The 23,015-nt window shown below is 40.0% G+C and carries 18 protein-coding genes; 10 read left to right on the top strand and 8 right to left on the bottom strand.

Annotated elements, in window-relative coordinates; genetic code table 11:
* Entirely contained in the window at nt 1-828 is an 828-nt protein-coding gene (locus HXT30_RS02125) for an ABC transporter ATP-binding protein (RefSeq protein WP_020757133.1), read from the bottom strand.
* A 556-nt stretch (nt 829-1,384) separates the two neighbouring features.
* On the opposite strand from HXT30_RS02125, the gene fucO reads away from it, so the two are divergent.
* Nucleotides 1,385-2,536, top strand: a complete 1,152-nt coding sequence (gene fucO / locus HXT30_RS02120) for a lactaldehyde reductase (RefSeq protein WP_020757132.1) — start codon at nt 1,385-1,387, stop codon at nt 2,534-2,536.
* A gap of 159 nt (nt 2,537-2,695) precedes the next feature.
* Here fucO and HXT30_RS02115 read toward each other — a convergent pair whose 3' ends face one another.
* A complete protein-coding gene (locus HXT30_RS02115; RefSeq protein ID WP_422111737.1) occupies nt 2,696-3,739 on the bottom strand; it encodes a LacI family DNA-binding transcriptional regulator in 1,044 nt (347 codons plus the stop codon).
* 500 nt (nt 3,740-4,239) lie between these two features.
* Here HXT30_RS02115 and HXT30_RS02110 point away from each other — a divergent pair, with 500 nt between their 5' ends.
* The 5 genes from HXT30_RS02110 to HXT30_RS02090 all read left to right on the top strand — a co-directional run bounded on the left by HXT30_RS02110 (nt 4,240) and on the right by HXT30_RS02090 (nt 9,760).
* Nucleotides 4,240-5,523, top strand: coding sequence for an enolase C-terminal domain-like protein (locus tag HXT30_RS02110; protein WP_004130435.1), 1,284 nt, complete (start codon nt 4,240-4,242; stop codon nt 5,521-5,523).
* Between the two features lie 122 nt (nt 5,524-5,645).
* Nucleotides 5,646-6,437, top strand: coding sequence for an SDR family oxidoreductase (locus tag HXT30_RS02105; RefSeq protein ID WP_004130434.1), 792 nt, complete (start codon nt 5,646-5,648; stop codon nt 6,435-6,437).
* Nucleotides 6,438-6,581: 144 nt separating this feature from the next.
* Nucleotides 6,582-7,868, top strand: coding sequence for an MFS transporter (locus tag HXT30_RS02100; protein WP_422111736.1), 1,287 nt, complete (start codon nt 6,582-6,584; stop codon nt 7,866-7,868).
* 66 nt (nt 7,869-7,934) lie between these two features.
* A complete protein-coding gene (locus tag HXT30_RS02095) occupies nt 7,935-8,708 on the top strand; it encodes an amidohydrolase family protein (RefSeq protein WP_016800650.1) in 774 nt (257 codons plus the stop codon).
* A 137-nt stretch (nt 8,709-8,845) separates the two neighbouring features.
* Nucleotides 8,846-9,760, top strand: coding sequence for a dihydrodipicolinate synthase family protein (locus HXT30_RS02090; protein WP_422111735.1), 915 nt, complete (start codon nt 8,846-8,848; stop codon nt 9,758-9,760).
* A gap of 126 nt (nt 9,761-9,886) precedes the next feature.
* Here HXT30_RS02090 and thrS read toward each other — a convergent pair whose 3' ends face one another.
* The 5 genes from thrS to HXT30_RS02065 form a co-directional block, all read right to left on the bottom strand.
* Nucleotides 9,887-11,917, bottom strand: coding sequence for a threonine--tRNA ligase (gene thrS, locus HXT30_RS02085; protein WP_422111734.1), 2,031 nt, complete (start codon nt 11,915-11,917; stop codon nt 9,887-9,889).
* A gap of 144 nt (nt 11,918-12,061) precedes the next feature.
* Entirely contained in the window at nt 12,062-12,961 is a 900-nt protein-coding gene (locus tag HXT30_RS02080; protein WP_422111733.1) for a metal ABC transporter permease, read from the bottom strand.
* A gap of 2 nt (nt 12,962-12,963) precedes the next feature.
* Nucleotides 12,964-13,908 carry a metal ABC transporter permease gene (locus tag HXT30_RS02075; protein WP_422111732.1) on the bottom strand — a complete coding sequence of 315 codons (945 nt, stop codon included), beginning with the start codon at nt 13,906-13,908 and terminating at the stop codon, nt 12,964-12,966.
* Complete coding sequence (locus HXT30_RS02070) at nt 13,898-14,728, bottom strand: metal ABC transporter ATP-binding protein (RefSeq protein ID WP_422111819.1); 831 nt, start codon at nt 14,726-14,728, stop codon at nt 13,898-13,900. Before HXT30_RS02070 ends, HXT30_RS02075 begins: the two co-directional genes overlap by 11 nt.
* Before the next feature lie 106 nt (nt 14,729-14,834).
* Entirely contained in the window at nt 14,835-16,019 is a 1,185-nt protein-coding gene (locus HXT30_RS02065) for a metal ABC transporter solute-binding protein, Zn/Mn family (protein WP_422111731.1), read from the bottom strand.
* A gap of 384 nt (nt 16,020-16,403) precedes the next feature.
* On the opposite strand from HXT30_RS02065, the gene HXT30_RS02060 reads away from it, so the two are divergent.
* The 4 genes from HXT30_RS02060 (at nt 16,404) to HXT30_RS02045 (ending at nt 20,534) form a co-directional block, all read left to right on the top strand.
* Nucleotides 16,404-17,405 carry an ADP-dependent NAD(P)H-hydrate dehydratase gene (locus HXT30_RS02060; RefSeq protein ID WP_422111730.1) on the top strand — a complete coding sequence of 334 codons (1,002 nt, stop codon included), beginning with the start codon at nt 16,404-16,406 and terminating at the stop codon, nt 17,403-17,405.
* 13 nt (nt 17,406-17,418) lie between these two features.
* Entirely contained in the window at nt 17,419-18,093 is a 675-nt protein-coding gene (locus HXT30_RS02055) for an HAD family hydrolase (protein WP_422111729.1), read from the top strand.
* Between the two features lie 189 nt (nt 18,094-18,282).
* Nucleotides 18,283-19,215 carry a LysR family transcriptional regulator gene (locus HXT30_RS02050; protein WP_415694029.1) on the top strand — a complete coding sequence of 311 codons (933 nt, stop codon included), beginning with the start codon at nt 18,283-18,285 and terminating at the stop codon, nt 19,213-19,215.
* Nucleotides 19,216-19,487: 272 nt separating this feature from the next.
* A complete protein-coding gene (locus HXT30_RS02045) occupies nt 19,488-20,534 on the top strand; it encodes a hypothetical protein (protein WP_422111728.1) in 1,047 nt (348 codons plus the stop codon).
* A gap of 68 nt (nt 20,535-20,602) precedes the next feature.
* Here the strand turns inward: HXT30_RS02045 and HXT30_RS02040 are convergent, their stop codons facing one another.
* Nucleotides 20,603-22,906 (bottom strand): KAP family P-loop NTPase fold protein, encoded by a 2,304-nt coding sequence (locus HXT30_RS02040; RefSeq protein ID WP_422111727.1) that lies wholly within the window; start codon nt 22,904-22,906, stop codon nt 20,603-20,605.
* Nucleotides 22,907-23,015 lie beyond the last annotated feature (109 nt).

The raw sequence follows: 23,015 nt of genomic DNA, 5'->3' as shown, positions 1-23,015 counted from the left end.
TTATTGCAATTGAGCAGGCTGATTATTAATACCAGCCTCGCTGCGTTCCATAAGCATCTTGCTCATGCCTTCTGCAGTAGGATTTTGCACGTCTTCAACGATTTGACCATCTGCAAACACGATTGCTCGATCCGCATAAGACGCTGCAACAGCGTCGTGAGTAACCATAATCACAGTTTGACCAAGCTCCGTTACAGACTTCTTCAAAAAATGCAAAACTTCCAAGCTGGAAGCGGAATCGAGATTACCGGTAGGTTCATCTGCAAAAACTACGGAAGGCTTAGATATTAAAGCTCTAGCAATCGCAACGCGTTGGCGCTGACCGCCAGAAAGTTCGGCAGGCCTATGCTTTAAGCGATCTTGCAAGCCAAGAGTATTAACCAAAGTATTAAACCATTGCTTATCTGGCTTTTTGCCTGCCAAAGTAAGAGGCATAAGAATATTTTGCTCAGCGCTAAACATTGGAAGAAGATTAAAACTTTGGAAAATGAACCCAACCATTTCGCGGCGCATAAGCGTAAGCTGCTTATCGCTCATACCTGTAATATCTAGGCCATCCACCAAAACTTTTCCAGAATTAACGCTGTCAAGACCGGCTAAAGAATGCATTAACGTTGACTTTCCAGAACCAGAAGGGCCCATAATCGCCGTAAACTTGCCGCGCTCAAAACTTACGCTTACATCTCGCAAAGCGTGAACAATGCCTGCGCCCTTTCCAAAATCTTTAACAACATGCAAAGCTGCAACCGCAGTCTCGCCAATCAAACCTTCTTGAGCGGAATAATTCATTTGCGTAAAACGCGTATCTTGACTATTTTCAACACTCATTTTGCACCTCACATACTTCTGTGATTACCTTACAATTACAATTTACGTGATTAAAAACGCATTCTCTATAGTGCGTAAGGCTGATATTTTCATTGGAATAATAGGGATTTTGATATTAAATTTTGATACAAAAATGCTCTTATATAAAATCGTCATACTTTAGTATGAGAACCAGTATTATAGGCTTAAATTCACAGGCGTAATATTACAGGCATAAATTTTCATTTCAGACAGATTATTTAATGCAAAATAAATCAATTAGATAACTACAACACCATCAATTAAAGAATTTTTCTTAACATGATTAATATTTTTCCTTCAAAATAAGCATTACAAATCATGTGCTCGAATTTTTATAAATGTGCTTATTTATATCTAAAATAAATAAAAATGCGTCAAATTAGTTAGTTTATGTTCATTTTAATTGTTTATTTGTTAATTTTAGTAACAAAACACTTATTTAACACACTCGCCAAATGTCATGCAATATTGTAAAATATTAATCGACTACCAAAATTTGGCATGAGCCAACAAGAAACTCAAAGGAGATTTTCGCATGGTCTATAGAATGATTTTTAATCAGACTGCTTACTTTGGTCGCGGAGCAATCAAAGAGATTCCAAACGTTGCTAAAGCACATGGCTTCAAAAAAGCATTTGTTGTAACAGATCCTGTTCTTGTAAAGACTGGAACCGTTAAAAGAGTTACCGACGTTCTAGAATCCGCTGGTCTTCCATACGAAGTATTCGACAACGTAAAGCCAAATCCACCTGTTGAATGCATTCAAGACGGTGTAGAAAAGTTCAAGGCATCTGGCGCAGACTTCCTTATTGGACTCGGCGGCGGCTCTCCGCAAGATACTTGCAAAGGCATTGGAATTATTGTAGCTAACCCAGAGTTTGGCGATGTTCTTTCTCTAGAAGGCGTTGCAGATACAAAGAATCCTTCTGTACCAATCTTTGGCGTGCCAACAACCGCTGGAACTGCGTCCGAAACAACAATCAACTATGTTGTTACAGATACTGCAAAGCTCCGCAAGTTCGTTGCAGTAGACCCTCACGATATTCCAATCGTTGCATTCGTAGACCCAGATCTCACCGATTCCATGCCACGCTCGCTTAAAGTTGCAACTGGTTTGGACGCACTCACACACGCAATCGAAGGTTTCATTACTCCAGGTGCATGGAGCCTTTCGGATTGCCTGTCTTTGCAAACAATTCGCATGATTGCACAAAACCTTGCAAAGAGCGCAGACGGAGATGTTCCAGCAGGCGAACAAATGGCTTACGCAAGCTATATAACTGGCATGGCATACTCCAACGTTGGTTTGGGCTTGGTTCACGGCATGGCTCACCCACTCGGTGGTCGCCTTGGCGTTGCTCATGGCGTTGCAAACGGAATTTTGCTCGCTCCTGTTATGGAATATAACAAGGATTACACTGGCGAAAAGTATCGCGATATTGCTGCCGCATTCGACGTTCCAAACGCATACACCGACGACCTCGAGACCGTGCGCAATGCTGCTGTAAAGGCAGTTCACGACTTAACGGTTAAGCTTGGAAATCCTACTAAGATTAGCGAAGTTGGAGCTAGTGAGGCAGATATTGAAGGCTTAAGCCACGACGCTTTGGCAGATGTTTGCACTCCAGGAAACCCACGCAAGGCCACTTTGGAAGACATTCGCAAGATTTACACAAGCTTGATGTAGCTCTTTGCGTAGTCTTCTAAAAATAAGCAAACAATAAATAAATACGCACATTTAGAACAAACAATTTGTGGACGCAATTTATCTTGATTTATCTTGATTTAAGTTGCGTCCACATTTTGTATGTAATAAGCCATAAAGCCTATATCTACAAGTTTTCTATTAATCAACAACTGGCTGAGTGCTGTCTCGAATAACAACATGAGCAGGAAGAACTAGTTGATTTTCGATCTCCTTGCCTTCTCGAATCGCAAGAATCATACTAACAGCATTTTTTGCCATAATATCAAAAGGCTGATTAACGGTTGTTAAAGAAGGCATCAAATATTGCGCAGGATAAACGTCATCAAAGCCTGCAACCGAAAGCTCTGTTCCTAACTTAATTCCGCGTTCTCGAGCTGCACGATACACATTTACAGCAGTAATATCGTTGCAAGCAAAAATCGCAGTTGGACGCTTGGCTTTAGGCAAATCCAAAAGACTACAAGCCATTTTGTATCCAAGCTCTGGAAGATAATCGCCCTCTTTTACTAAATCTTTATCAACACTCAAACCAGCTTGTTCCATAGCAGCACTGTATCCAGCAAAGCGAGCAACACCAGATTGAACGTTTAATGGGCCTGTAATAACTCCAATTCTCTTATGACCCAAACTAATCAAATGCCGAGTAAGCTCGTAGGAACCTGTCCAATTATCAATAGAAATCGTGTGATCGTTGCCGTTGCCAACAGAAACTGGGTCAATAATCACAAGCGGAATATTGCGCATACGCAAAAATTCTTTATCTTTTTCTTCTAGATCAGACATTTGCGATATAACACCCAAAGGATTTCTATCTACTATTCCACGCAAGCATTCCTCGCGCTTTTTACCATTGTTAGTCTGAGCAACCGTAAGCGCTAATCCTTCTTTTTGCGCCCAGCGAGACGCGTAAGTAATCATCTCAATCGTGCCATTATTTGCAACGTAATCTACAAGTAGCTCAACTGTTGGAGAAATTTTAGTGCTAACAAGAGAATAATCGCGCCCACTTTTAGCTAGAACTTTTTCTACGCGTCTTCTAGTTTCTTCCGATACTCCCGACCTACCGTTTATTACCTTAGATATTGTAGACGGAGAAACACCAGCTTCTTTAGCAAGTTCTGTAATCTTAGGCTTCAACGATTCAGATTCTTCTAAACCACTTTGTTTGCTATTTATGGCCATTTTCTCCCTTTCTAGCTTCTACGCGTTTTTGCTTAACGCATTTTCCATCTAAATCATTTTCTATCTAAATCACTAATCTTAAAGAAAAATTCGCATACATACTTAAGATTATCCGCAATAATACAAGCTGCCAGAAAAACTGAAAAATAGCACTATTGCTTGATTTATCAAGGTTATTACAGGTTCCATAATACACTATTTCGCATTTAACGCGCAAAAAATGCGAAAATTTCTTACGACACGCCGAATAATAAAATTATTTGCCATTAGTCGCAAGCAAAACGCGGACTAAATGCACGATTTTCCTAATGAAAAAGCTCAATTTTTCAATAATCAAAAAATCAAAAATATGACATTTATCACATTGTGCCATTGTCGAAATATTCGCAAAAATCGCTTTACGAAAATTTCTACTCATACTACAACATTTTTCCATTATTTTGATATAAAATTAAAAATGTAGGTCACAACGATCTTAAAGCAAAGGAGCACAAATCGTTATGAGTACAATTACATCAGTAAAAACCTATGATTTTAGATTCCCTACGTCGCAAACGCTTTCTGGGTCCGACGCAATGAACAAAGATCCAGATTATTCATCTGCATACGTAGAAATCAAAACCAGCCTAGACGATGGCATTAAAGGCGTTGGATTTGTATTTACAATTGGCCGCGGAAACGATGTTGTTTGCGCAGCAATCGACTCCATGTCTCAAGTGCTTATCGGCAGGAATGTAGAAGAATTACTAGACAACATGCGTCTTGCATGGGATCTTTTTGTTCACGACTCACAACTTCGCTGGCTAGGCCCAGAAAAAGGCGTAGAACACATGGCAATTGGCGCTATTTTGAGCGCATTGTGGGATATTAAAGCAAAGAGAGCTGGAAAGCCTTTGTGGCGCTTACTCGCCGAGATGGATCCAAAGGAATTAGTCTCTACGCTCGACTTCCGCTATATGACAGACGCCTTAAGGCCAGAAGAAGCAATCGAATTCTTGCAAGATGGTCAAAAAGGCAAGGAAGAGCGAATTGCTGATTTGCTTGTAAACGGCTACCCAGGCTACTCCACTGCCGCAGGCTGGCTCGGTTACAGCGATGAGAAAATGGTTGCAATCGCTAAGGAAGAATCGCAAGTTAAAGGCTTTAAGCAAATTAAGCTTAAGGTTGGTCAAAATGTAGACGACGATTTGAGAAGACTCGCCCTTGCTCGCGAAGCAATTGGCCCAGACGTTCGCCTTGCAGTAGACGCAAACCAAGTATGGGATGTTCCAACAGCAATCACTTGGATTAATCGCTTCCACGACTTCGACTTAGCTTGGGTAGAAGAGCCAACAAGCCCAGACGACGTTATTGGACACGCAACAATCGCCCGCGCAATCAACCCAATACCAGTTGCAACTGGCGAGCAAATGCAAAGCAGAATCATGTTCAAGCAATACTTGCAAGCAAACGCGTTTGGAATCATGCAAATCGACGCAACTCGAGTTGCAGGCCCACAAGAAGTTGTTCTCGAATACTTGCTTGCTCGTAAGTTTAACAAGCCAGTTTGCCCACACGCAGGTGGCGTTGGATTGTGCGAAGCTGTGTGCCACTTTGCAATGTTTGATTACGTTGCAGTTTCTGGCACAAAGGAAGGCCGCATGATTGAATACGTAGACAATCAACACGAGCACTTTGTGCATCCAACACAAATCAAGAATGGTAATTACGTTGCACCAACTGCCCCAGGTAATGGCACTGAGATGACGCTGGAAACAGCCGAAAAGTACCTTTATCGCGGATAGTTATGCAATTGTGGCTAGCAGTTTACATTAAGCTGTTTATTTTAAATTGCTAGCCACTTTAATCAAGATTCATAATTTAAGATTCAAAAAGCAAACCACATCATTTAACAAAGGAGTTCATTATGGATTTGCATTTGGAAGGCAAAGTTTTCATCGTAACAGGTGGATTCAAGGGCATTGGTAAGGGCATTACGCTTCAGCTTGCACAAGAGGGCGCAATTCCAGTAGTTATTAACCGCGCAGACCCTGCAGAAGAGACATTCCGCAAGGATATTGAGCAATATACAAAGAACTACGATGTTTATCTTCTCGACTTAAACGACACGGACGAGATTGCACCAATTATTGAAGAAACCTACAAGAAGTATGGTCATATTGACGGCATTGTAAATAACGCTGGTGTTAACGACAACAAGGATTTGGAATCCACTTCTTGGCGCGACTTCGAGAAGTCGATTCACGGAAACCTTACCCACTACTACGAGACTGTTCACGCTGCTGTAAAGTACTTAAAGGAAAGCCACGGCGCTGTTGTGAACATTTCTTCTAAGACTGCTCTAACAGGCCAGGGCAAGACCAGTGCCTACGCTGCTGCAAAGGGTGGAATCTTGGGCTTGACTCGCGAATGGGCTGCAGCACTTGTTCATGACCGCGTGCGCGTAAACGCGATTGTTGTCTCCGAATGCTGGACCCCACTGTATGCCGATTGGATTAAGACCTTTGGCGACGAAGCAGCTCAGCAGGCTCGTTTGAAGGTTATTACCGACAAGATTCCTCTGGAGAACCGCATGACTACCACGGAAGAGATTGGAAACGAAGCCGCATTCCTGCTTTCGGATCGCTCTTCGCACACCACTGGTCAGTGGGTATTCGTTGATGGCGGCTACGTGCATCTTGATCGCGCTTTGTCTTAAATCACAAATGCAAATTTAAGATTCGGTGCAATTTAACTAGTCGATGGTGCGCAATGCAAAATGTGTGCTTGCGCACCATTGCACAAAATCATTTAAGAACTTAAAATCTTAAACTCTTTGAATTATTCTCACACGGGAGTGACGATGACTACAAAAGAAAACGACAACGTGGTTGTTAACAATAACAAAAGTAGCTCAAAAACTATAATTGCCATTGTATTGGTAACATCTTTGTTCTTCGTATGGGGTTTGACCATGAATTTGGTCAATGCTCTTAATTCCCCATTTGGACATTACTTAAATCTAAACAACACAGAAGCAGCGCTGCTTCAGGTTGCATACTTTGGCGCATACTTTGTAATGGCTATTCCTGCAGGTTTAATCGCAAAGCGCTTTGGGTACAAGGGCGGCGTAATTAGCGGTCTTGCACTCTTTGCAATCGGCGCATTTGCTGTAATTCCTGCAACCGCTACAGCAAGCTATGTTATGTTCCTTATAGCAATGTTTATTATTGCTCTTGGTGCTGCAACTTTGGAAACAAACTGCAACCCATACATTACAAAGCTTGGCGACGAAAAGGGCGAATCCTTTAGAATCAACATGGCACAAAGCTTTAACGGCGTTGGCAGCATTGTTGGCCCGCTTATTCTTGGCAACATTATTGGTAAAACCGTTAAGCAAGGCGAACCAGGATTTGAATTTGCTAAGTCGAAGTTCCTTAGCGATACTCGCATGATTTACATTGTTATTGGCATTGTTCTTATTGCGGTTATTGCAATCTTCTTCTGCTTTAAGCTTCCTACACCTCCAGGAGATGTTGAGGCAGATCAAGAAAATAAGGGCGATTCTTCATTCTTGCATCTTGTTAAGAAGCCATACTTTACACTTGGCGTTATTGCAGAATTTGTATTTGTAGGCCTTCAGGTTGTTGGAATGGCAATGTTCTCATCGTTTGCTCTTAAGCATTGGGGTGCTGGAGTAACAACTGGTATTGCGGCGTCTATGCTTGCAATCGTTTCCTTAATGTTCACCCTTGGTCGCTTTATTACAACGCCTCTTATGACAAAGTTTGATAGCGATAAGATTCTTGGAACCTACATGGTTTTGAGCGCAGTGCTTATGTTTGTAGCATTCCTTGGACTCGGCAAGATTTCTGTAGTGGCCTACATTATCTCCTACCTGTTTGTGTCTATTGGATTCCCAACCGTGTTCTCACTTACCTTAAAGGGAATTCATGGCTCTGCTGCAAAGACTGGCTCTTCCGCTTTGATTATGAGCGTTGTTGGCGCAGCTATAATCCCACTATTCCTTGGATTTGTACAAGATTTTGCTGGCATTGAGGTTGCAGTGCTGCTCACCGTTCCAGGATTCTTGTATGTTGCTTGGTACGCATTGTGGGGCTCCAAGATTGGTCTTGTAGAAGCTAAGTGATTTGCAAAGAACTACAAAGTCTTTATTTGAAAGTCTTTAAAAAGTCTTTAGAAAGGAAAGTTTATTATGTCTCAACTTCGTATTTTAGATTCCCATTTTCATATTTGGGATCCAACAAAGCAAGTCTTGCCTTGGCTAGATGGCTTAGACAAGTTAAACCACACTTTTACTCTAGAGCAGCTAGAAAAAGAATATGCAGACTTGGGCGTTGACTTCCTCGGCGGCGTATACGTTGAGGTTGATGCTGCAGACCACGAGCTAGAAGATAGGCTTATTGGAGAAAATCCTAATCCTAAGATTCTAGCTAAAATGCTTAGAGTTACGTTGGATCCATTTATGCGCGTACCAATTAACGCAACTGGCATTCGCGAGCCTCTTCACATTCCAAGCGAGCCACGCGGCCGCTGCCTAGAGCCTTCATTTATTGGTGGCCTTAAGGCAATGGCAAAGAAGGGCATGCCTTTCGAGCTTTGCAATCGTGGCGAAGAACTTGGCGATATGGCTAAAGCTTTTGAGCAAGTTCCAGAAGTTACTGTTGTTCTAAACCATTTGGGCAATGTTCCAGGATTAGACGAGGATTCCTGCGCTGCTTTGCGTGCGTTTGCAAAGCTTCCACACAGCTATATTAAGATTTCTGGAGATAATCCAGTAAATCCAGATATTGTTAAGTTTGTAAAAGACACATTTAGCCCTGATCGCCTACTCTTTAGCTCTAATTGGCCAGTTGTTAAGTTGAATTCTTCACTTAAGCAGCATCTTGACTTAATGGTTGAGCTTTTTGGAGACGACGAAGATTTCTTTATGAATAATGCAAAGAAGGCGTATGGTATTAAACTGTAATTAATTAAGTTATTTGAATAGTCGATTTTAATAGTCGATTTTAGTAATCATTGCTTATGGGGTGTAAGATTTTGCCAGTTAAAGTCTTATGCCCCATAATTCAATACACAAAATAATTAAATAAAAGGACGAATTTTATGACTACTTCTAATAGCGCAAAGCTCGACTTACATGCTTTTAAGGGCGTTTTTTGCCCATCAATAACTGTAAGCAAAGATGACGGAAGCATTGACTACGACTTATGGGCAAAGCACTTAGACCATCTGATTGATGCTGGGATTAATGGCATATTGATTTTTGGCAGCATCGGCGAGTTCTACGCATACCCACTTAGCGTAAAAAAGGAAGCTGCTAAGTTTGCTATTGAACACGTTAATCACAGAGTTCCAGTTCTTATAGGCGTTGGAAACACTAATCTTAACGAAGTACTTGACTTTACTAAGTTTGCGCAAAGTTGCGGAGCAGACGCTGTTGTAGCTGTATCTCCATATTACTTTGGACCAACTGCACAAACCGCAGAACGCTACTTTGGAGCAATTGCGAGCGCAACTAGCTCGCCTGTTATTCTATACAACTTCCCTGCTCGAACTGGCAGCGATTTAACACCAAGCTTAGTTGCAAATCTTGCTGAAAAATACCCGAATATTGTTGGCATTAAAGACACGGTAGATACTATAAGCCATACTCGCGCAATGATTGAAGCAACTAGACGCGTAAACCCAGATTTTGTTGTTTTCTCCGGTTTTGACGAGTACTACACTCCTAACAGGATTGCTGGAGGAAATGGCGTGATTTGTGGTCTTACTAATGTAGAGCCAGAAACTTTTGCAGCTTTGCATAAAGCGTATGAGACTGGCGACTTTGCGCATCTTATTGAATGTGCTAAAAGAATCAGCCACTTGATGGCAGTTTACAACACTACTGACTTGTTTATCTCTGCGATTAAAGCTGCTGTAAATCTTAAGGGATTGCCGATTAGCACGCTTGTTCGCGAGCCTGCAAGTCAAGTTAATAGCGAGCAAGTCGAAGCAATTCGTGCACTGCTTAAGTAACTAAGTCACTAGTAAAAAATCAAGAATAAAAAACAAACCCGCACAACGTTAAGAAGTGCGGGTTTGTTTTGCGTTGACTTACGTTGTTTTGCGTTGATTTATGCTACGTAAGTTATATTGCGGAAGCTACTTAGTGTAGCGCTCGAAATCTTCTGCAGTATTCACCTGAACGCGCTGCTTAATAATGGACAAAATCCACTCTTTAGCTTGCTGGGCTGGAACACCGTTTAATTGGCTACCATCGCGGAAGCGGAAGCTCACAGCATTGTTGTTCACATCCTCTTCGCCAGCAATCAAAGTGAAAGGCACCTTAGACTTAGAAGCGTTACGAATCTTCTTGCCAAAGCGATCATCGGAGCTGTCCATCTCGCAACGAACCATATTCTCTTCCAAATCGTTAATAAACTTTTGCAAGTGCGGAGCGAACTCGTCTGCAACAGGAACGCCAGTCACCTGAACTGGAGCCAACCATGCTGGGAACGCGCCTGCATAATGCTCAAGCAAAATAGCAAAGAAGCGCTCAATAGAGCCGAAGAGTGCGCGGTGAATCATCACAGGGCGCTGGTGGCTACCGTCAGCCGCAATGTACTCCAACTTAAAGCGTTCAGGCAAGTTGAAATCGAGCTGAATAGTAGAAACCTGCCAAGTGCGGCCGATTGCATCGCGAGCTTGTACAGAAATCTTAGGTCCGTAGAATGCAGCTCCACCTGGATCGTCCACGAGTTCCAAACCAGAATCTTTAGCAACTTCTGCCAAAGTGTTTGTTGCTTCTTCCCAAATCTCGTCGGAACCAACAAACTTGTGCTCATCCTTAGTGGAAAGCTCCAAGTAGAAGTCGTTCAAACCAAAGTCTTTAAGAAGACCAAGCACAAAGTTAAGCAAGCTCTTCAACTCATCGCGCATCTGCTCGCGAGTGCAGTAAATATGCGAATCATCTTGAGTCAATCCGCGAACACGAGTTAAGCCATGCACAACGCCAGACTTTTCGTAGCGATACACGGTACCAAACTCAAACAATCGCAAAGGAAGTTCGCGGTACGAACGCTGGCGAGACTTAAAGATCAAGTTATGCATCGGGCAATTCATTGGCTTCAAGTAGTAGTCAGCACCTTGGCGAGTTACGTTACCGTTTTCGTCGCGCTCTTCGTCAAGCTTCATTGGAGGATACATGCCATCCTTGTACCACTGCAAGTGGCCAGAAGTCTCGTACAAGCCGCCCTTAGTAATGTGAGGAGTTTGCACAAAGCTGTAGTGATGCTTTCTGTGCTGCTCGCGCGAATAATCTTCCATTGCGTTAATGATTGCAGCACCCTTTGGATGGAACACCGCCAAGCCTGGACCAATCTCGTCTGGGAATGAGAACAAATCCATCTCTTGACCAAGCTTACGATGATCGCGCTTAGCAGCCTCTTCCATGCGAGTTGTGTAAGCCTTAAGCTCTTCCTTGCTAGGCCATGCAGTTCCGTAAATGCGCTGAAGCATAGGATTATGCTCCGAACCGCGCCAGTAAGCTGCAGCTACACGCTCAAGCTTAAAAGCCTTAATATAGCGAGTGTTTGGCAAATGCGGACCGCGGCACAAATCGCTCCAAACTTTATTGCCTTCGCGATCCAAATTGTCGTACATGCTAAGCTCATGCTTGCTAATTTCGCCAGCAGCAGCTGGATCAAGAGCAGCTTCCTTATCTCCAATCAACTCCAACTTATAAGGTTGATTTGCTTCTTCTTCGCGCGCTTCATCTTCTGTTACAACGCGGCGACGGAAGCTTTGAGACTCTTTAATAATGCGCTGCATATACTTTTCGATTTGCTTCAAATCGTCTGGCGTAAATGGAGTATCAACATCGAAATCATAGTAGAAGCCGTCTTTAATTACAGGACCTACGCCCAACTTTGCGTCTGGTCGAATTTCTTGAACAGCTTGAGCCATCACGTGTGTAGCGGAATGACGCATGATTGCGATGCCATCTTCACTATCAAGTGCTACTGATTCCACGGTATCGCCGTTATGAAGAGGCGTGTACAAATCACGCAACTCGCCATTTAAACGCACGGCAATAATATTCTTATCTTCCGCGAAAAGTTCAACGCCAGTGAAGCTTGCATCCACCTCCTTGCGTTCCTCGTTTACGGTGATGGAGATGGTATTTTCAGCCATAATTGTCCTTTTCTATCGGGGTCTTGCGTTACTAATGTGCAGACCTGGACTTGTGTGGCGTCGATAAACTTACGCGATTAAAACATAAATAAAACGCGCAAAAAACGACGTCAATCGCACGCATTTTTCACGCGCAATTCTCTGTTACTCTAGAACAACAGAGCGACTTTTTAACAATGATTTTTTGCAAAAACCAGAATAAATCTCATGTATTTTCAAAAAGATGCTTTCACTAAGCTTTACAACCAAAAAGAAGCATCCAGCGCAAATCGCGATAGTTCCGCCAGCAGAAAGTCTTAAAATCACAGCTAAGGCAAGTCCTAAAAGCGCTATAAAAATAGAAGACAATACGCACGCAAACACAAATTTGTTAATCGAACGCATTCTGCTTTTAAGTGCTGCTGCAGGAGCTGCGATTAAAGATACCGAAACAACAGTTCCAACAGCTGGAATAATTACCGAAACCGTAATGATTATTAGCGCAAGAACAATTCCTTGCATTAATCCGCTTCTGCCTCCTAAAGCTTTGTAATTAATGGAGTCAAAAGAGCAATGAATCAAATTAGCACTATTAAAACTCCACAATCCTAGTGCAAGAGCGAATGCAATAATCGCAAAAATCACGTCTGCAGGAGTGCAATTAAGCAATGACCCTGTTAAAAAACCCTCAATTCGCAATGGAAGAGGAGCAAACCACTTGTTCAAAAAGTAGCCGCTAGCAAAACCAACAGTAAGAGTTATTCCAGCAGAAGCTTGAGAAGATATGCCCTTTAGTTTAGAAAGCACATGCATCATAAAAGACAAAACAATACAAGCCAAAGCAGCGCCAATAAAAAGACCAATAGACAAAACGTTTTGGTCAATCGTATAAACAGATGTAACTACAACTCCGATTACAGCTCCTGGAAAAGCAGCGTGAGTTATAGACTCGGTGAAGAAAATACGCTGATTAAGCAAAGCCAAAGATCCAACAAAACCGCATAATGCTCCAACAGCGATTGCTTCTACAATCGGAAGAGCAATAATTTGCCAAATACTTACCATTATTACTTTCCACCAGCCTCTATTGCGCTAGACTTTTTCTTTTTAGAAAACTTTTTAGAAAACACTAGCGCGTATGTAACTCTGTATAAGAATCTTAAAATCAAAACAACTACAAACATTGCGCAAATACTTAGTGCCACTGCAGCTTGCGGAGAAACTGGGTGATCAAGCTCCAAGTTCATAGCGTACATGCCTAATAAAACGCCAGCAATACCAACAGAAACGCCAACCGCTGCCATTCGCCCAACAGTACGCGCAACCAATCTTGCGCTAGCTCCAGGAATCACAAGATATCCAATAACAAGAAGTACGCCAACAGCCGAAGATGCAGAAACTACAACAGCTGCAATTGCAACGTTTAGCACAATATCTACAAGTAAAGTATTAACACCCATTAAAGGAGCACTAGCGCGGTCAAACGCAACAACAATCTGCTTCTTCCAAGTTAGAACAAGCAATGCGATTGCAAATAAACAAATAAACATTGCTTGAGTCATTCTATCGTCTGTAACATCTAGCAAACGTCCAAACATAAGCGCTTCTAGCTGGCCAGACATATCTCCCTTTTTAAGAGATATTACGATTCCAAGCGCAAAAAATGTTGTTAAAACTGTTGCAATTATTGACTCGTTGATTTTTTGAGACCTAGATGCCCACACAAGAGCTGCGACCAGAAAGATTGCACAAATCGAAGCTCCTGGAATAATTTGCCCAATTCCTCCATACAACGCTCCAACTACGATTCCAGGGAAAATCCCGTGAACCAAAGCCTCCGCATTAAACTCGGCGCATCTTAAGTTAACAAACACTCCAACTATTCCGCTAGCAATCGCAAGAACAATCAGAAGACAGAAAGGCCTAAAAATGTAGGGAGCAGACGCAATAAAGTCAAATCCTGGTATAGGCTCGAGGATTTTGCGCAAAGACTCAACCAATTCAGCTAGCATTGGATTTGTCTCCTAAAGCAGTGCCCGAAATGCTTGAATCAGTTGATGCATCTAACGAATCATTTAACGAATCATCTAACGAATCATCTAACGAATCATCTTTGTTTGCTAATTGATTCAAAGTAAGACCCGCACTTGCAGCTGGCATACTTCCGCCATAAGCCAAAGATATGTTTTCTTTAGTCATGACTTTTCTAAGAGGCCCAAAAGCCACTTGACGACCAGCCAAAAGCAATGCTTTTTCGCAAATCGCATCCGCGATTACAAGGTCGTGAGTAGAGACAATAAACGAAATCCCATCTTCTTTAGCGGACTTCATAATATTGAGCAACTCTTTTCGATTCGGCTCGTCTAATCCATTAAAAGGCTCGTCTAAAAGAATCAACGTAGGTCGCGCAACAATAGCTCTAGCAAGCAAAATGCGCTGGCGCTGGCCTCCAGAAAGATCACCAAATCGCACATCTGCCCTATTTAGCAAACCAACATGATTAAGAGCGCTCTCAACAGCTTTTTTCTGGCTTTTTTTAAGCAAACCCAGGAATCCAGTTTGCCTGCTTAAGCCCATTGCTACAACTTGACGAGCGGTGATTGGAAAAGTCAAATCCAAATCAACTTGTTGAGGAACGTAGCCTATAGAAACCGTTTTTGGCATTGTTAAGCTTCCATGGCTTACTCGCACAATACCAATAATCGCCTGCAAAAACGTTGTTTTTCCAGAACCATTAGGCCCAATCAAAGCTAAAGCCTCTCCAGCTTCTACACTTCCGTTAAGACCAGTTACAACAGTTTTATAACCGTACGCTAAGTCGCAATCTTTCATTGCGAGAACGCTCTTATTCACTATAAATTAGCCTTCTTTTAACTACTTTTGTAACTACTTTTGTAGTGATTTATGATTTTCAGCTACGCGTGTAGCTACCTATTAACTACTTTTTTAGCGCAGTTTTTACAGATTCTGGAAGGTCTGGAACTTTGCCATTCCAAGCCTTAACAAGAGTCTGAACGTTGTGAACAATAGAACCAATATATGTCTCACCAGCAGAGCCAACAGGGCCAAGAGAATCGCCGTAAAGCGCATCGTCTCCAATAATCGCCTTTACGCCTGCAGCAGCAGCAACGGCCTTAATCGACTTGGAATTGTTGGAGTTTTCGGCAAAGATTGCTACAGCACCAGACTTTTTAACAGCTTCTGCAGCTTCCTTAATGTGATCTGCGGTTGCGTCTTGCTGGCTGTTAAAGTCGGAAAGCGCTGCGCCAATAAACTTAACGTTGTAGTCGCGCGAGAAGTATCCAAATGCGTCGTGCGAAGTAAAGAGTACGCGATGCTCCTGCGGCACACTGTTCAAAGCACTAGTTGCCCAAGAGTCCAAATCAGTAAGCGACTTAACGAACTTCTCAACATGCTCGTCGAAGATTGACTTGCTTTCTGGAAGAGCCTTTCCAAGGAAGTTACCAATATTCTTGACTTGAATCATAGTGTTCTTTGTGCTGGTCCAAATATGTGGATCATATTGGAATTCTGGCTCTTTCTCGCCTTCTTCTGGTGGGAATGGCCATTTTTCGGCGTGAACCTTTTCAATACCGCGGTCAATCTTGTAAGGAAGATTCTTTTCTTTAGCAGCTTGCGCCTTTGAATCCTTGATTTCATCTGCTGTAAGAATGCCCGAAGTCACACCCATTGTGCCCTTAAATCCAGTTGCTTTTACAGCCTGATCTAAGAAGTGCTCAAGATCTACTCCAGAAACAAGCATTAAATCTGCTTTAGAAAGCGCTTTGGATTGCGCTGGAGTCATCTCGTGCTCGTGTGCAGATGCATTTGGAGCAAGCAAGCATGTAAGGTTGATTGTTGACTTTGCTTTGTCTAAAGGCGCGCCAATCACAGACTTTTTGCCTTGAGAATCAGTCTTATTAAGGCTTAATCCAGATTTTGCATCTGCAGTGGATGCGATTTGAGTTACGTAATCGCAGATTTGCGTGGTTGTTGCAACTACGTTTACTTGATTGCCGTTAGTCTTTTGATCTGCTGTCTTAGCTGTTGATCCACATGCGCACAAGCCAACAGTTAGCAAAGCGGCGGTGGCTGCAGTGGCAAAAATTCGTGCAGTTTTCACTATTTTCCTTTCCGGAATCTATGAATTCACATTATTGAAATTCACATTATTGCGATTTTTCTTGTGTTTTCCTAAGCACTTTAACTTGTGCTATCTTTTTTAATCTTGTAATTAGGAAAGATTATCGTTAGCAATAACGCTTTAAGCATAGAAAAAATAAAAAGATTGGTCAATAAAATCACAAAAATTATCGAGATTTTTTATAAAACAGCGTGTCGTGATTTTTTTGTTTGATATAATTGCGATTTTTCTGGCGATCTTCTTGCGATTTGCCAATAAATGATGTATAGGAACGCAAAATTGTCACTACCATCAAGCAATAATCGCACATAATCAACAATCGCACACAATCAACAATCGCATATATTCACTAGAATCGTAAATATGACTCCACTTCTAAACACAGCCAGTATAGATGTAAAAGATGCTAGCAAATGCTTAAAAAAACCAAACGAATCAAGCAATAAGTACTCTAGAGGCGTTCTTGGATTAGTAACAGGATCAAACGCATACCCAGGAGCGGCCGTTTTAAGCACAAAATCAGCAGCATACAGCAATATTGGCATGGTTCGATATGCGGGGCCATTTAGAGCGCAAAATCTTGTTTTACAAGCAGTTCCAGAAGCCGTTGTTTCAGATTGCTTGCAAGGAAAAGTCAATGCTATAACCGTTGGATCTGGAATTCCAGATGCAGATCATTGCAATGATGATTCAACAAAATCGCAACGAGACTATATTTTAGACTTGCTTAAACCATATAGCGCACATAGTGCAGAAAATCAAGAAAACACAAACCTACCACCCGTATGCGTAGACGCTGGAGCGCTTGATTTATTGCCTAAAAAAGTTTGTGAAAAAGTTGTTTTAACTCCTCATGCTTTAGAATTAAGCAAGCTATTAAAACGTTATAACCTTGATTTTAGTGCGGAAAATATTGCAAAAAATCCTGTAGAATTCGCTCAAAAAGCGGCTGATCTTACTGGAGCAACCGTTCTTCTTAAAGGCTCTACAACTGTTGTTGCATCTGCAACGAACTTGAACTTGCCAATATTTACTTGCAAATATGGACCATCTTGGCTTGCAACCGCAGGGTCTGGAGATGTTCTTGCTGGACTTTTAGGCGCGCTTCTTGCACAGAACAATTGTGAACTAAATCAAAATGCAAACTACGCATTAATCGCTGCTAGCGCGGCCGTAATCCATGGATTGGCTGCAAATTTGGCTGCAAGATCGTATGCAAAGTCGTATGAAAAATCGTATGAAAAAAGCGTTTACAATAATTGCGCAAATTACGAAAATTGCGAAAATATTGAGCATCCAATAGTCGCAAGCGGTATTATTGATGCATTGCCTTACACTCTTGGGTCTTTGATGAATCTTGATTAGTGAAAGAAGAAAAATGACAAGCGAAAATATCAACACAAATGAAAATGCAGAATCTGTTGAAATTAATGACGTAATGTTCGATTATTGCAAGGTTTTGCTCGAGTGGAATTGCAGGAATTGCTTGCAAAAACAGTTCCCATATTTGGTAGACACGATTTGCCCTAATGGCACTTTTGGAAAAGACGATTTGGCTGGATTTTATGAGTTTGAAGATCGCATGGACGGCGGAGAGCTACTAAAAGACCTTTTGCCAGAATACGAGAGGCGATTTGGCAAGGAGCTTAGCAACGCTTTTCAGTGGTATTGCGCACACTACGATCAAGTTCTTACGCGAATGATGCCTGGAATAGTAGATTTGTTGCACGATTTACGCAAAGCTGGGTACGGCGTTTGGGGATTGACTAACTGGTCTAGAGAGACTTTCCCACTCGCACTGCGTAAATTCCCAGAACTAAACACGCTTTTGCAGGGCACGATTATTTCAGGCGTTGAGCATTTGCATAAGCCACAGCCCGAGATTTTTGAACTTGCTATGAGCAGATTTGGGTTAGAGCCGCAAACAACTGTTTTCTTCGACGATAAGCCAGCAAATATTGATGGAGCGCATAACGTTGGAATGCATGGGTTTGTTTTTACTACTACCGAACAAGCTCGCAAAGATTTGGAATCACTAGGCGTTAGATTATAGGCTTTAGATTATATGTGTTAGATTGCAGGCGTTAAGCCAAAGTCGCTAGATTATAAGCGTTAGTCGCAAGTTTGCAGGCATTAAATTATTAGACCATAAGCGTTAGTCGCAAGATTATAGGCGTTAGTTTATAGTTGTAATAGTTGTAATAGTCAAGTATAAATCCCAAAAATCGGAAGGCTCTTAATAATGACGCTGCTGCAATTAAAGTACATTGTGAAAATCGTAGAGTGCGGATCTATGAACGAAGCTTCGCATGAACTCTTTGTTTCGCAGCCAGCGTTAAGTTCTTCTGTGAAAGAATTGGAGCGAGAGCTTGGCATTGAGATTTTTACTAGATCTTCTCAAGGAATTGCTTTAACTGTTGATGGCGCTGAGTTTTTAACATACGCACGACAAGTTTTAGACCAGGCAGATTTGCTTGAAGAGCGATACAACAGCACTAAGCCTAGAAAACAGCTTTGCAGCGTTGCAACTCAGCACTACATGTTTGCTGTTGAGGCTTTTGTAGACATGATTCGCAGCATAGATTCTAACGAGTACGAGTTTTCACTAAGGGAAACGCGTACAAAAAACATTATTAATCAAGTGACTTCAATGCGCGCAGATCTTGGTTTGCTTTATCTTTCTGATTACAATAAAGACGTTATTGGAAAGATGCTTCGAGAAAAGCATCTTGAGTTCCATCCACTTTTCCGCGCTAATTTGCACGTTTTTATTTCTAGGAATAATCCGCTCGCAAATCGCAAGAAGCTTACTTTAGATGATTTACGACCATATCCATTTATTCAGTATGAGCAGGGAGAAGACGGGAGCTTCTTCTTTACAGAGGAAGCGGTTTGGCCTCAACATCCGCCTAAAAAGATTAATGTTACAGACCGCGCAACTATTTTGAACTTTATTATTGGTCTTAATGGTTTTACGATTTGCACTGGAATCGACAATGGCGACTTGAATAACGAGAAAATCGTGACCATTCCGCTGGATTGCGAAGAAACCATGCTTGTTGGGTGGATTAAGAATGAGCGCACGAATCTTTCTCCTGCAGCGCTTGCGTATCTTTCTCAACTCGAATCTGTGCTAACTAAACACGGGTATCAAGTAATAAGTAGAGCCAAGTAAACAGTTACGGGTAGAAGTTTGTTGGTGTAGCTACAGATTTTGCAATTAGCCCTTATTTTGTGCCACTAACACGCATGTAGGAATGATTGCATGTGCCCCTCAGGGATTCGAACTAATTTTATAATGAGATTTATAAATTTTTCTAATCTGAAGACTAAAAATATTTAATATACATCTATTCACAAAATAAGCAAAATGCTACTAAACTGTGAAAGTAATAATAAAAACAGTAGAAAAATATATCAAATATTTACAGTAGAGAAAGATATTCTATGAATAACAATGATGTTTCTGCCAAAAACAGCGATATACAAAAAACTCAGATTATAAATAACAGCACAACATCATACGATAAGAATACAAGTAACATGTATAACAAACAAAATAGTGTAAAAAATCCAAAAAATACAAAATCTAAAAAACTTAAACATATACTCCTAACTATATTAATAATCTTTTTAGCAGTTGGGGTCATAGGTTCGATTCAGCAAAATAAACCAAACAACACTAAAACCAAGCTAAGCGCATTGGAATGTAAAAATATAGCAAAGAACTATGTAGTTGACGACTTTTTGTCCTTGAACGCTATTAAGAAAAAGATGACAACTTCCGGATGTTCTGCGAAAGATTCCGAATCTGCTATAAATTATTTAGACGACACTTACGATTTCAACAATGTGGCAGTAAGAAAATTAAGGCTACTCGTAGAAGATGATAATAACCTAACTAAAGAAGACGCAAAATCAAAACTTGAAGACCTTAAGTTTGATGAAACAGAAATAGAATTTGCCATAAATCATTACTCTGACGAAATCTGTTCCGTAAAAAAGAACGACTTGTCTTGCGAAATTGAAAAGGATTCAATTTTTGCACAAAAAGATAAAGATGACAAATCCAAGAATTCCAAAGACAATAATGAAAATAAACCAAAGTCGTCTTCAAATGAGGATTCCGACAATAACAATCAAACTAACGCTAACAAAACAAACACCAAAAAGAATTCAACAAACAAATCATCTGTAGATAGTTCCAATTCAGATTCTACGCAATCTGGAAATGGGAACACAGAAGAACAGCAAGAGAATCAACAACCTGCCCAAGCACCAGTTCAGCAGCAGGCGCCAGCACCTACCCCACAACCAGCTCCCGTTCCTCAACAACAACCTCAGCAGCAGCCTCAACAACAGCAACTTCCTCTAGTACATCCAGGAAGCTTCTGCTCTACTTCTGGACAACAAGGAGTAACTATACGAGGAACTCTTATGATGTGTAAACTAGGCGCGAACGACGATAGATTGCGCTGGCGCAAAGTGCGGTAGTTTATATAGTTCTGTCTGAAATTCCTTACAACGCTGTAATGGAAATTCAGACAGAACTGTACCCACTCTTAATTACTCTTGCTTTCAGATTTCCACTTTTCTATGAGTTCTATAGCTTGTTTTTCTTGTGCAGGAAGAAAATGATCATTGTCTCTATTTTCATAGTTTATAGTAAACGAAGCTAATATTATTTGCTCTTCTTTAGTAAATTCATCTAATCGACTTTTATCAAAATTTTTTATGGAAGCATAAAATTCTTCTTCAGAAATTAGATAAAAGCAATTTTCTGAAGAAAATTCCCAGTCCGTTAAACTATTATATGTTGTTAAGCATAAGAATTTAAGCTTATTTACATCATCTTTAAACAGATTTTTAACATATTCGATGGCAGTTTCTTTATCAACATATTTCCATACGTAAAATGCTATACGGAATTGGTAAGAACTTAATATATCTTCGGATTTTGAAATGGATTTAATTTTTGCCGCATAAATTTTTTCAATATCTTCTAAATGTTTAAGACTAATGAATTGAGAATCTTTACGTTCATCTTTACATCCGTATTTTCTGTAGGCGAATCCAATATATTTAATTATTGTAGATGTTGTGCCAACGTTGTCTCTATTAATATTTTTAACTGCAGAACTAATAATTTCATACCTGTCGTTTTCTTTATCAATACAAGCGACTATTTTTGATAATATTTGTTCTGAATATTCAGTTGCAGACGTGTTATAGAAGACAGATGGATCTGGGTCTTTAAATTCATATTGTAATTCAAATAATATAGATGCAATTAAAGCAAGTCGATTATTTAATATTTCATTATCAAGAGCTAGCGCTTCTATATTGTCTAAAAAGAGTATAATATTACCATCTTTATTAAAATTCTTAATTTTTTGTCTAAGAGTAAAATTACTATAACTGTTCACGCATTTAATAATTTCTTCTCTTGGGATTTTTATACTCCATAAATTAAAACTGAAATATAAGTCAAATTTCTCAGCGGAACCAACACGCATTTTACTGGTAAGTTCTTCTTCAGATTGATATTTTGTTGAGTGTTTTTTAGTAAGGTCTTTTACAAAACTATCTTTATTAATATCTTTTGCAAATCTTGTAAATAGGGTTGATAGAATATCAATTACTCTGTTAAAGTCAAATCCTAAATTACTAAATTTTTCATTACATTGCTTTAAATATTTGTTACCATCATTTTCTATCATCAAACAAGTATGCTCTTTGCCTTCACAAAGCATATTTTTATTATAAGCAATCCATTTGTATAATTTAGGCTCGAAAATTTCTATTGCAGTAATAGCTAATAAATCAACAAATGATGTTTCTTTCCACAAAGCGCCATATTTGAATTGGAAAGCATTAAGTAATCTATTAATATCTCTTATATTTTTAATATATGGATTTACGCAGTTTTCAAGTACTGTTTCAAAATATTCGTTATTTTCAAATTCTTCTTCACAATCATTTTTGTATATAATTTTATTTAGTCTACTTTTTAATATTTCAGGCAATAATGATTTATCAATTTCAGGAACTTCGAAAGAAACTTGAACAATTTTCTTTAAATACTCATCTCCGTCAATATTGTGATATTCAGACAAAGCATTGCAAACAATTTCCCTATCCATTGTAAGAACATAAATTATGTTTGGGAAATCGCCTACTTGCTTAACCAATTGGAAAATGTCTTTAATCTGAGGAGTAGTTAATCTATCTATATCATCGATAAAAACAATTATTTTGTGGTTAAAATCTTCTAGCGCCTCACACAATTTTTCTTTAGCATCATTCAAACTAGGAGCTTGCATCAATTTAGCTCCTTTTGATTTGGAAATAGTTTTCAATATAGGAGCAATTGCAGGCCCAGCTACTGGAATAAATGATAAAACGTCAATAACATCGGAATATTGACTTATAGCCTTTCCGATTTTTTCTTTATTCTCTTCGTCTTTAGCTATACCTAATTTATTCTTCAATTCATAAAAGAACAAACTGATTAAATTATTCTTGTCGGAATAATTCCATGGCGAAAATCTAATAATTATTGGATTATGATTTTGATCTTCTTCAGTTTTTTGTGAAGTATCGGATTTTCTTATTCTTTTGTATAATTTTGAATACCATTTTTCTTTCTCTACTTTTTTGGCTTCATCTTCGTATACTGAAATCTCAGATATTGCCATATTTATAATAGACGTCTTACCACTACCCCACTTTCCATACAAGCCAATTACAAGACCATCTTTGCTATCATACTCATAAATCGATTTCCCAAATTGTTTTGCAAAATCAGATCTTCCCAATAAATCTTCATCAGCCTTTTCAATAGGTTTATCTGCAACGTAGCTCATATTCTTTCTCCCTACTTTTGCAATTGCAGTATTTCGTATAATAATTTATATTCTAATTATTTATGCAAATTATCCTTTATTTAGTTTTCTTACAATATTAAATATTGCA

This window comes from Gardnerella sp. DNF00571G (assembly GCF_049262695.1).
GTDB classification, from domain to species: domain Bacteria; phylum Actinomycetota; class Actinomycetes; order Actinomycetales; family Bifidobacteriaceae; genus Bifidobacterium; species Bifidobacterium piotii.
This window is presented reverse-complemented; position numbering and strand designations above follow the sequence as displayed.

Coding starts and splice junctions, on each gene's coding strand:
- HXT30_RS02125 (WP_020757133.1), bottom strand. CDS start 828: ATGAGTGTTGAAAATAGTCAAGATACGCGTTTTACGCAAATGAATTAT.
- fucO (WP_020757132.1), top strand. CDS start 1,385: ATGGTCTATAGAATGATTTTTAATCAGACTGCTTACTTTGGTCGCGGA.
- HXT30_RS02115 (WP_422111737.1), bottom strand. CDS start 3,739: ATGGCCATAAATAGCAAACAAAGTGGTTTAGAAGAATCTGAATCGTTG.
- HXT30_RS02110 (WP_004130435.1), top strand. CDS start 4,240: ATGAGTACAATTACATCAGTAAAAACCTATGATTTTAGATTCCCTACG.
- HXT30_RS02105 (WP_004130434.1), top strand. CDS start 5,646: ATGGATTTGCATTTGGAAGGCAAAGTTTTCATCGTAACAGGTGGATTC.
- HXT30_RS02100 (WP_422111736.1), top strand. CDS start 6,582: ATGACTACAAAAGAAAACGACAACGTGGTTGTTAACAATAACAAAAGT.
- HXT30_RS02095 (WP_016800650.1), top strand. CDS start 7,935: ATGTCTCAACTTCGTATTTTAGATTCCCATTTTCATATTTGGGATCCA.
- HXT30_RS02090 (WP_422111735.1), top strand. CDS start 8,846: ATGACTACTTCTAATAGCGCAAAGCTCGACTTACATGCTTTTAAGGGC.
- thrS (WP_422111734.1), bottom strand. CDS start 11,917: ATGGCTGAAAATACCATCTCCATCACCGTAAACGAGGAACGCAAGGAG.
- HXT30_RS02080 (WP_422111733.1), bottom strand. CDS start 12,961: ATGGTAAGTATTTGGCAAATTATTGCTCTTCCGATTGTAGAAGCAATC.
- HXT30_RS02075 (WP_422111732.1), bottom strand. CDS start 13,908: ATGCTAGCTGAATTGGTTGAGTCTTTGCGCAAAATCCTCGAGCCTATA.
- HXT30_RS02070 (WP_422111819.1), bottom strand. CDS start 14,728: ATGAAAGATTGCGACTTAGCGTACGGTTATAAAACTGTTGTAACTGGT.
- HXT30_RS02060 (WP_422111730.1), top strand. CDS start 16,404: ATGACTCCACTTCTAAACACAGCCAGTATAGATGTAAAAGATGCTAGC.
- HXT30_RS02055 (WP_422111729.1), top strand. CDS start 17,419: ATGACAAGCGAAAATATCAACACAAATGAAAATGCAGAATCTGTTGAA.
- HXT30_RS02050 (WP_415694029.1), top strand. CDS start 18,283: ATGACGCTGCTGCAATTAAAGTACATTGTGAAAATCGTAGAGTGCGGA.
- HXT30_RS02045 (WP_422111728.1), top strand. CDS start 19,488: ATGAATAACAATGATGTTTCTGCCAAAAACAGCGATATACAAAAAACT.
- HXT30_RS02040 (WP_422111727.1), bottom strand. CDS start 22,906: ATGAGCTACGTTGCAGATAAACCTATTGAAAAGGCTGATGAAGATTTA.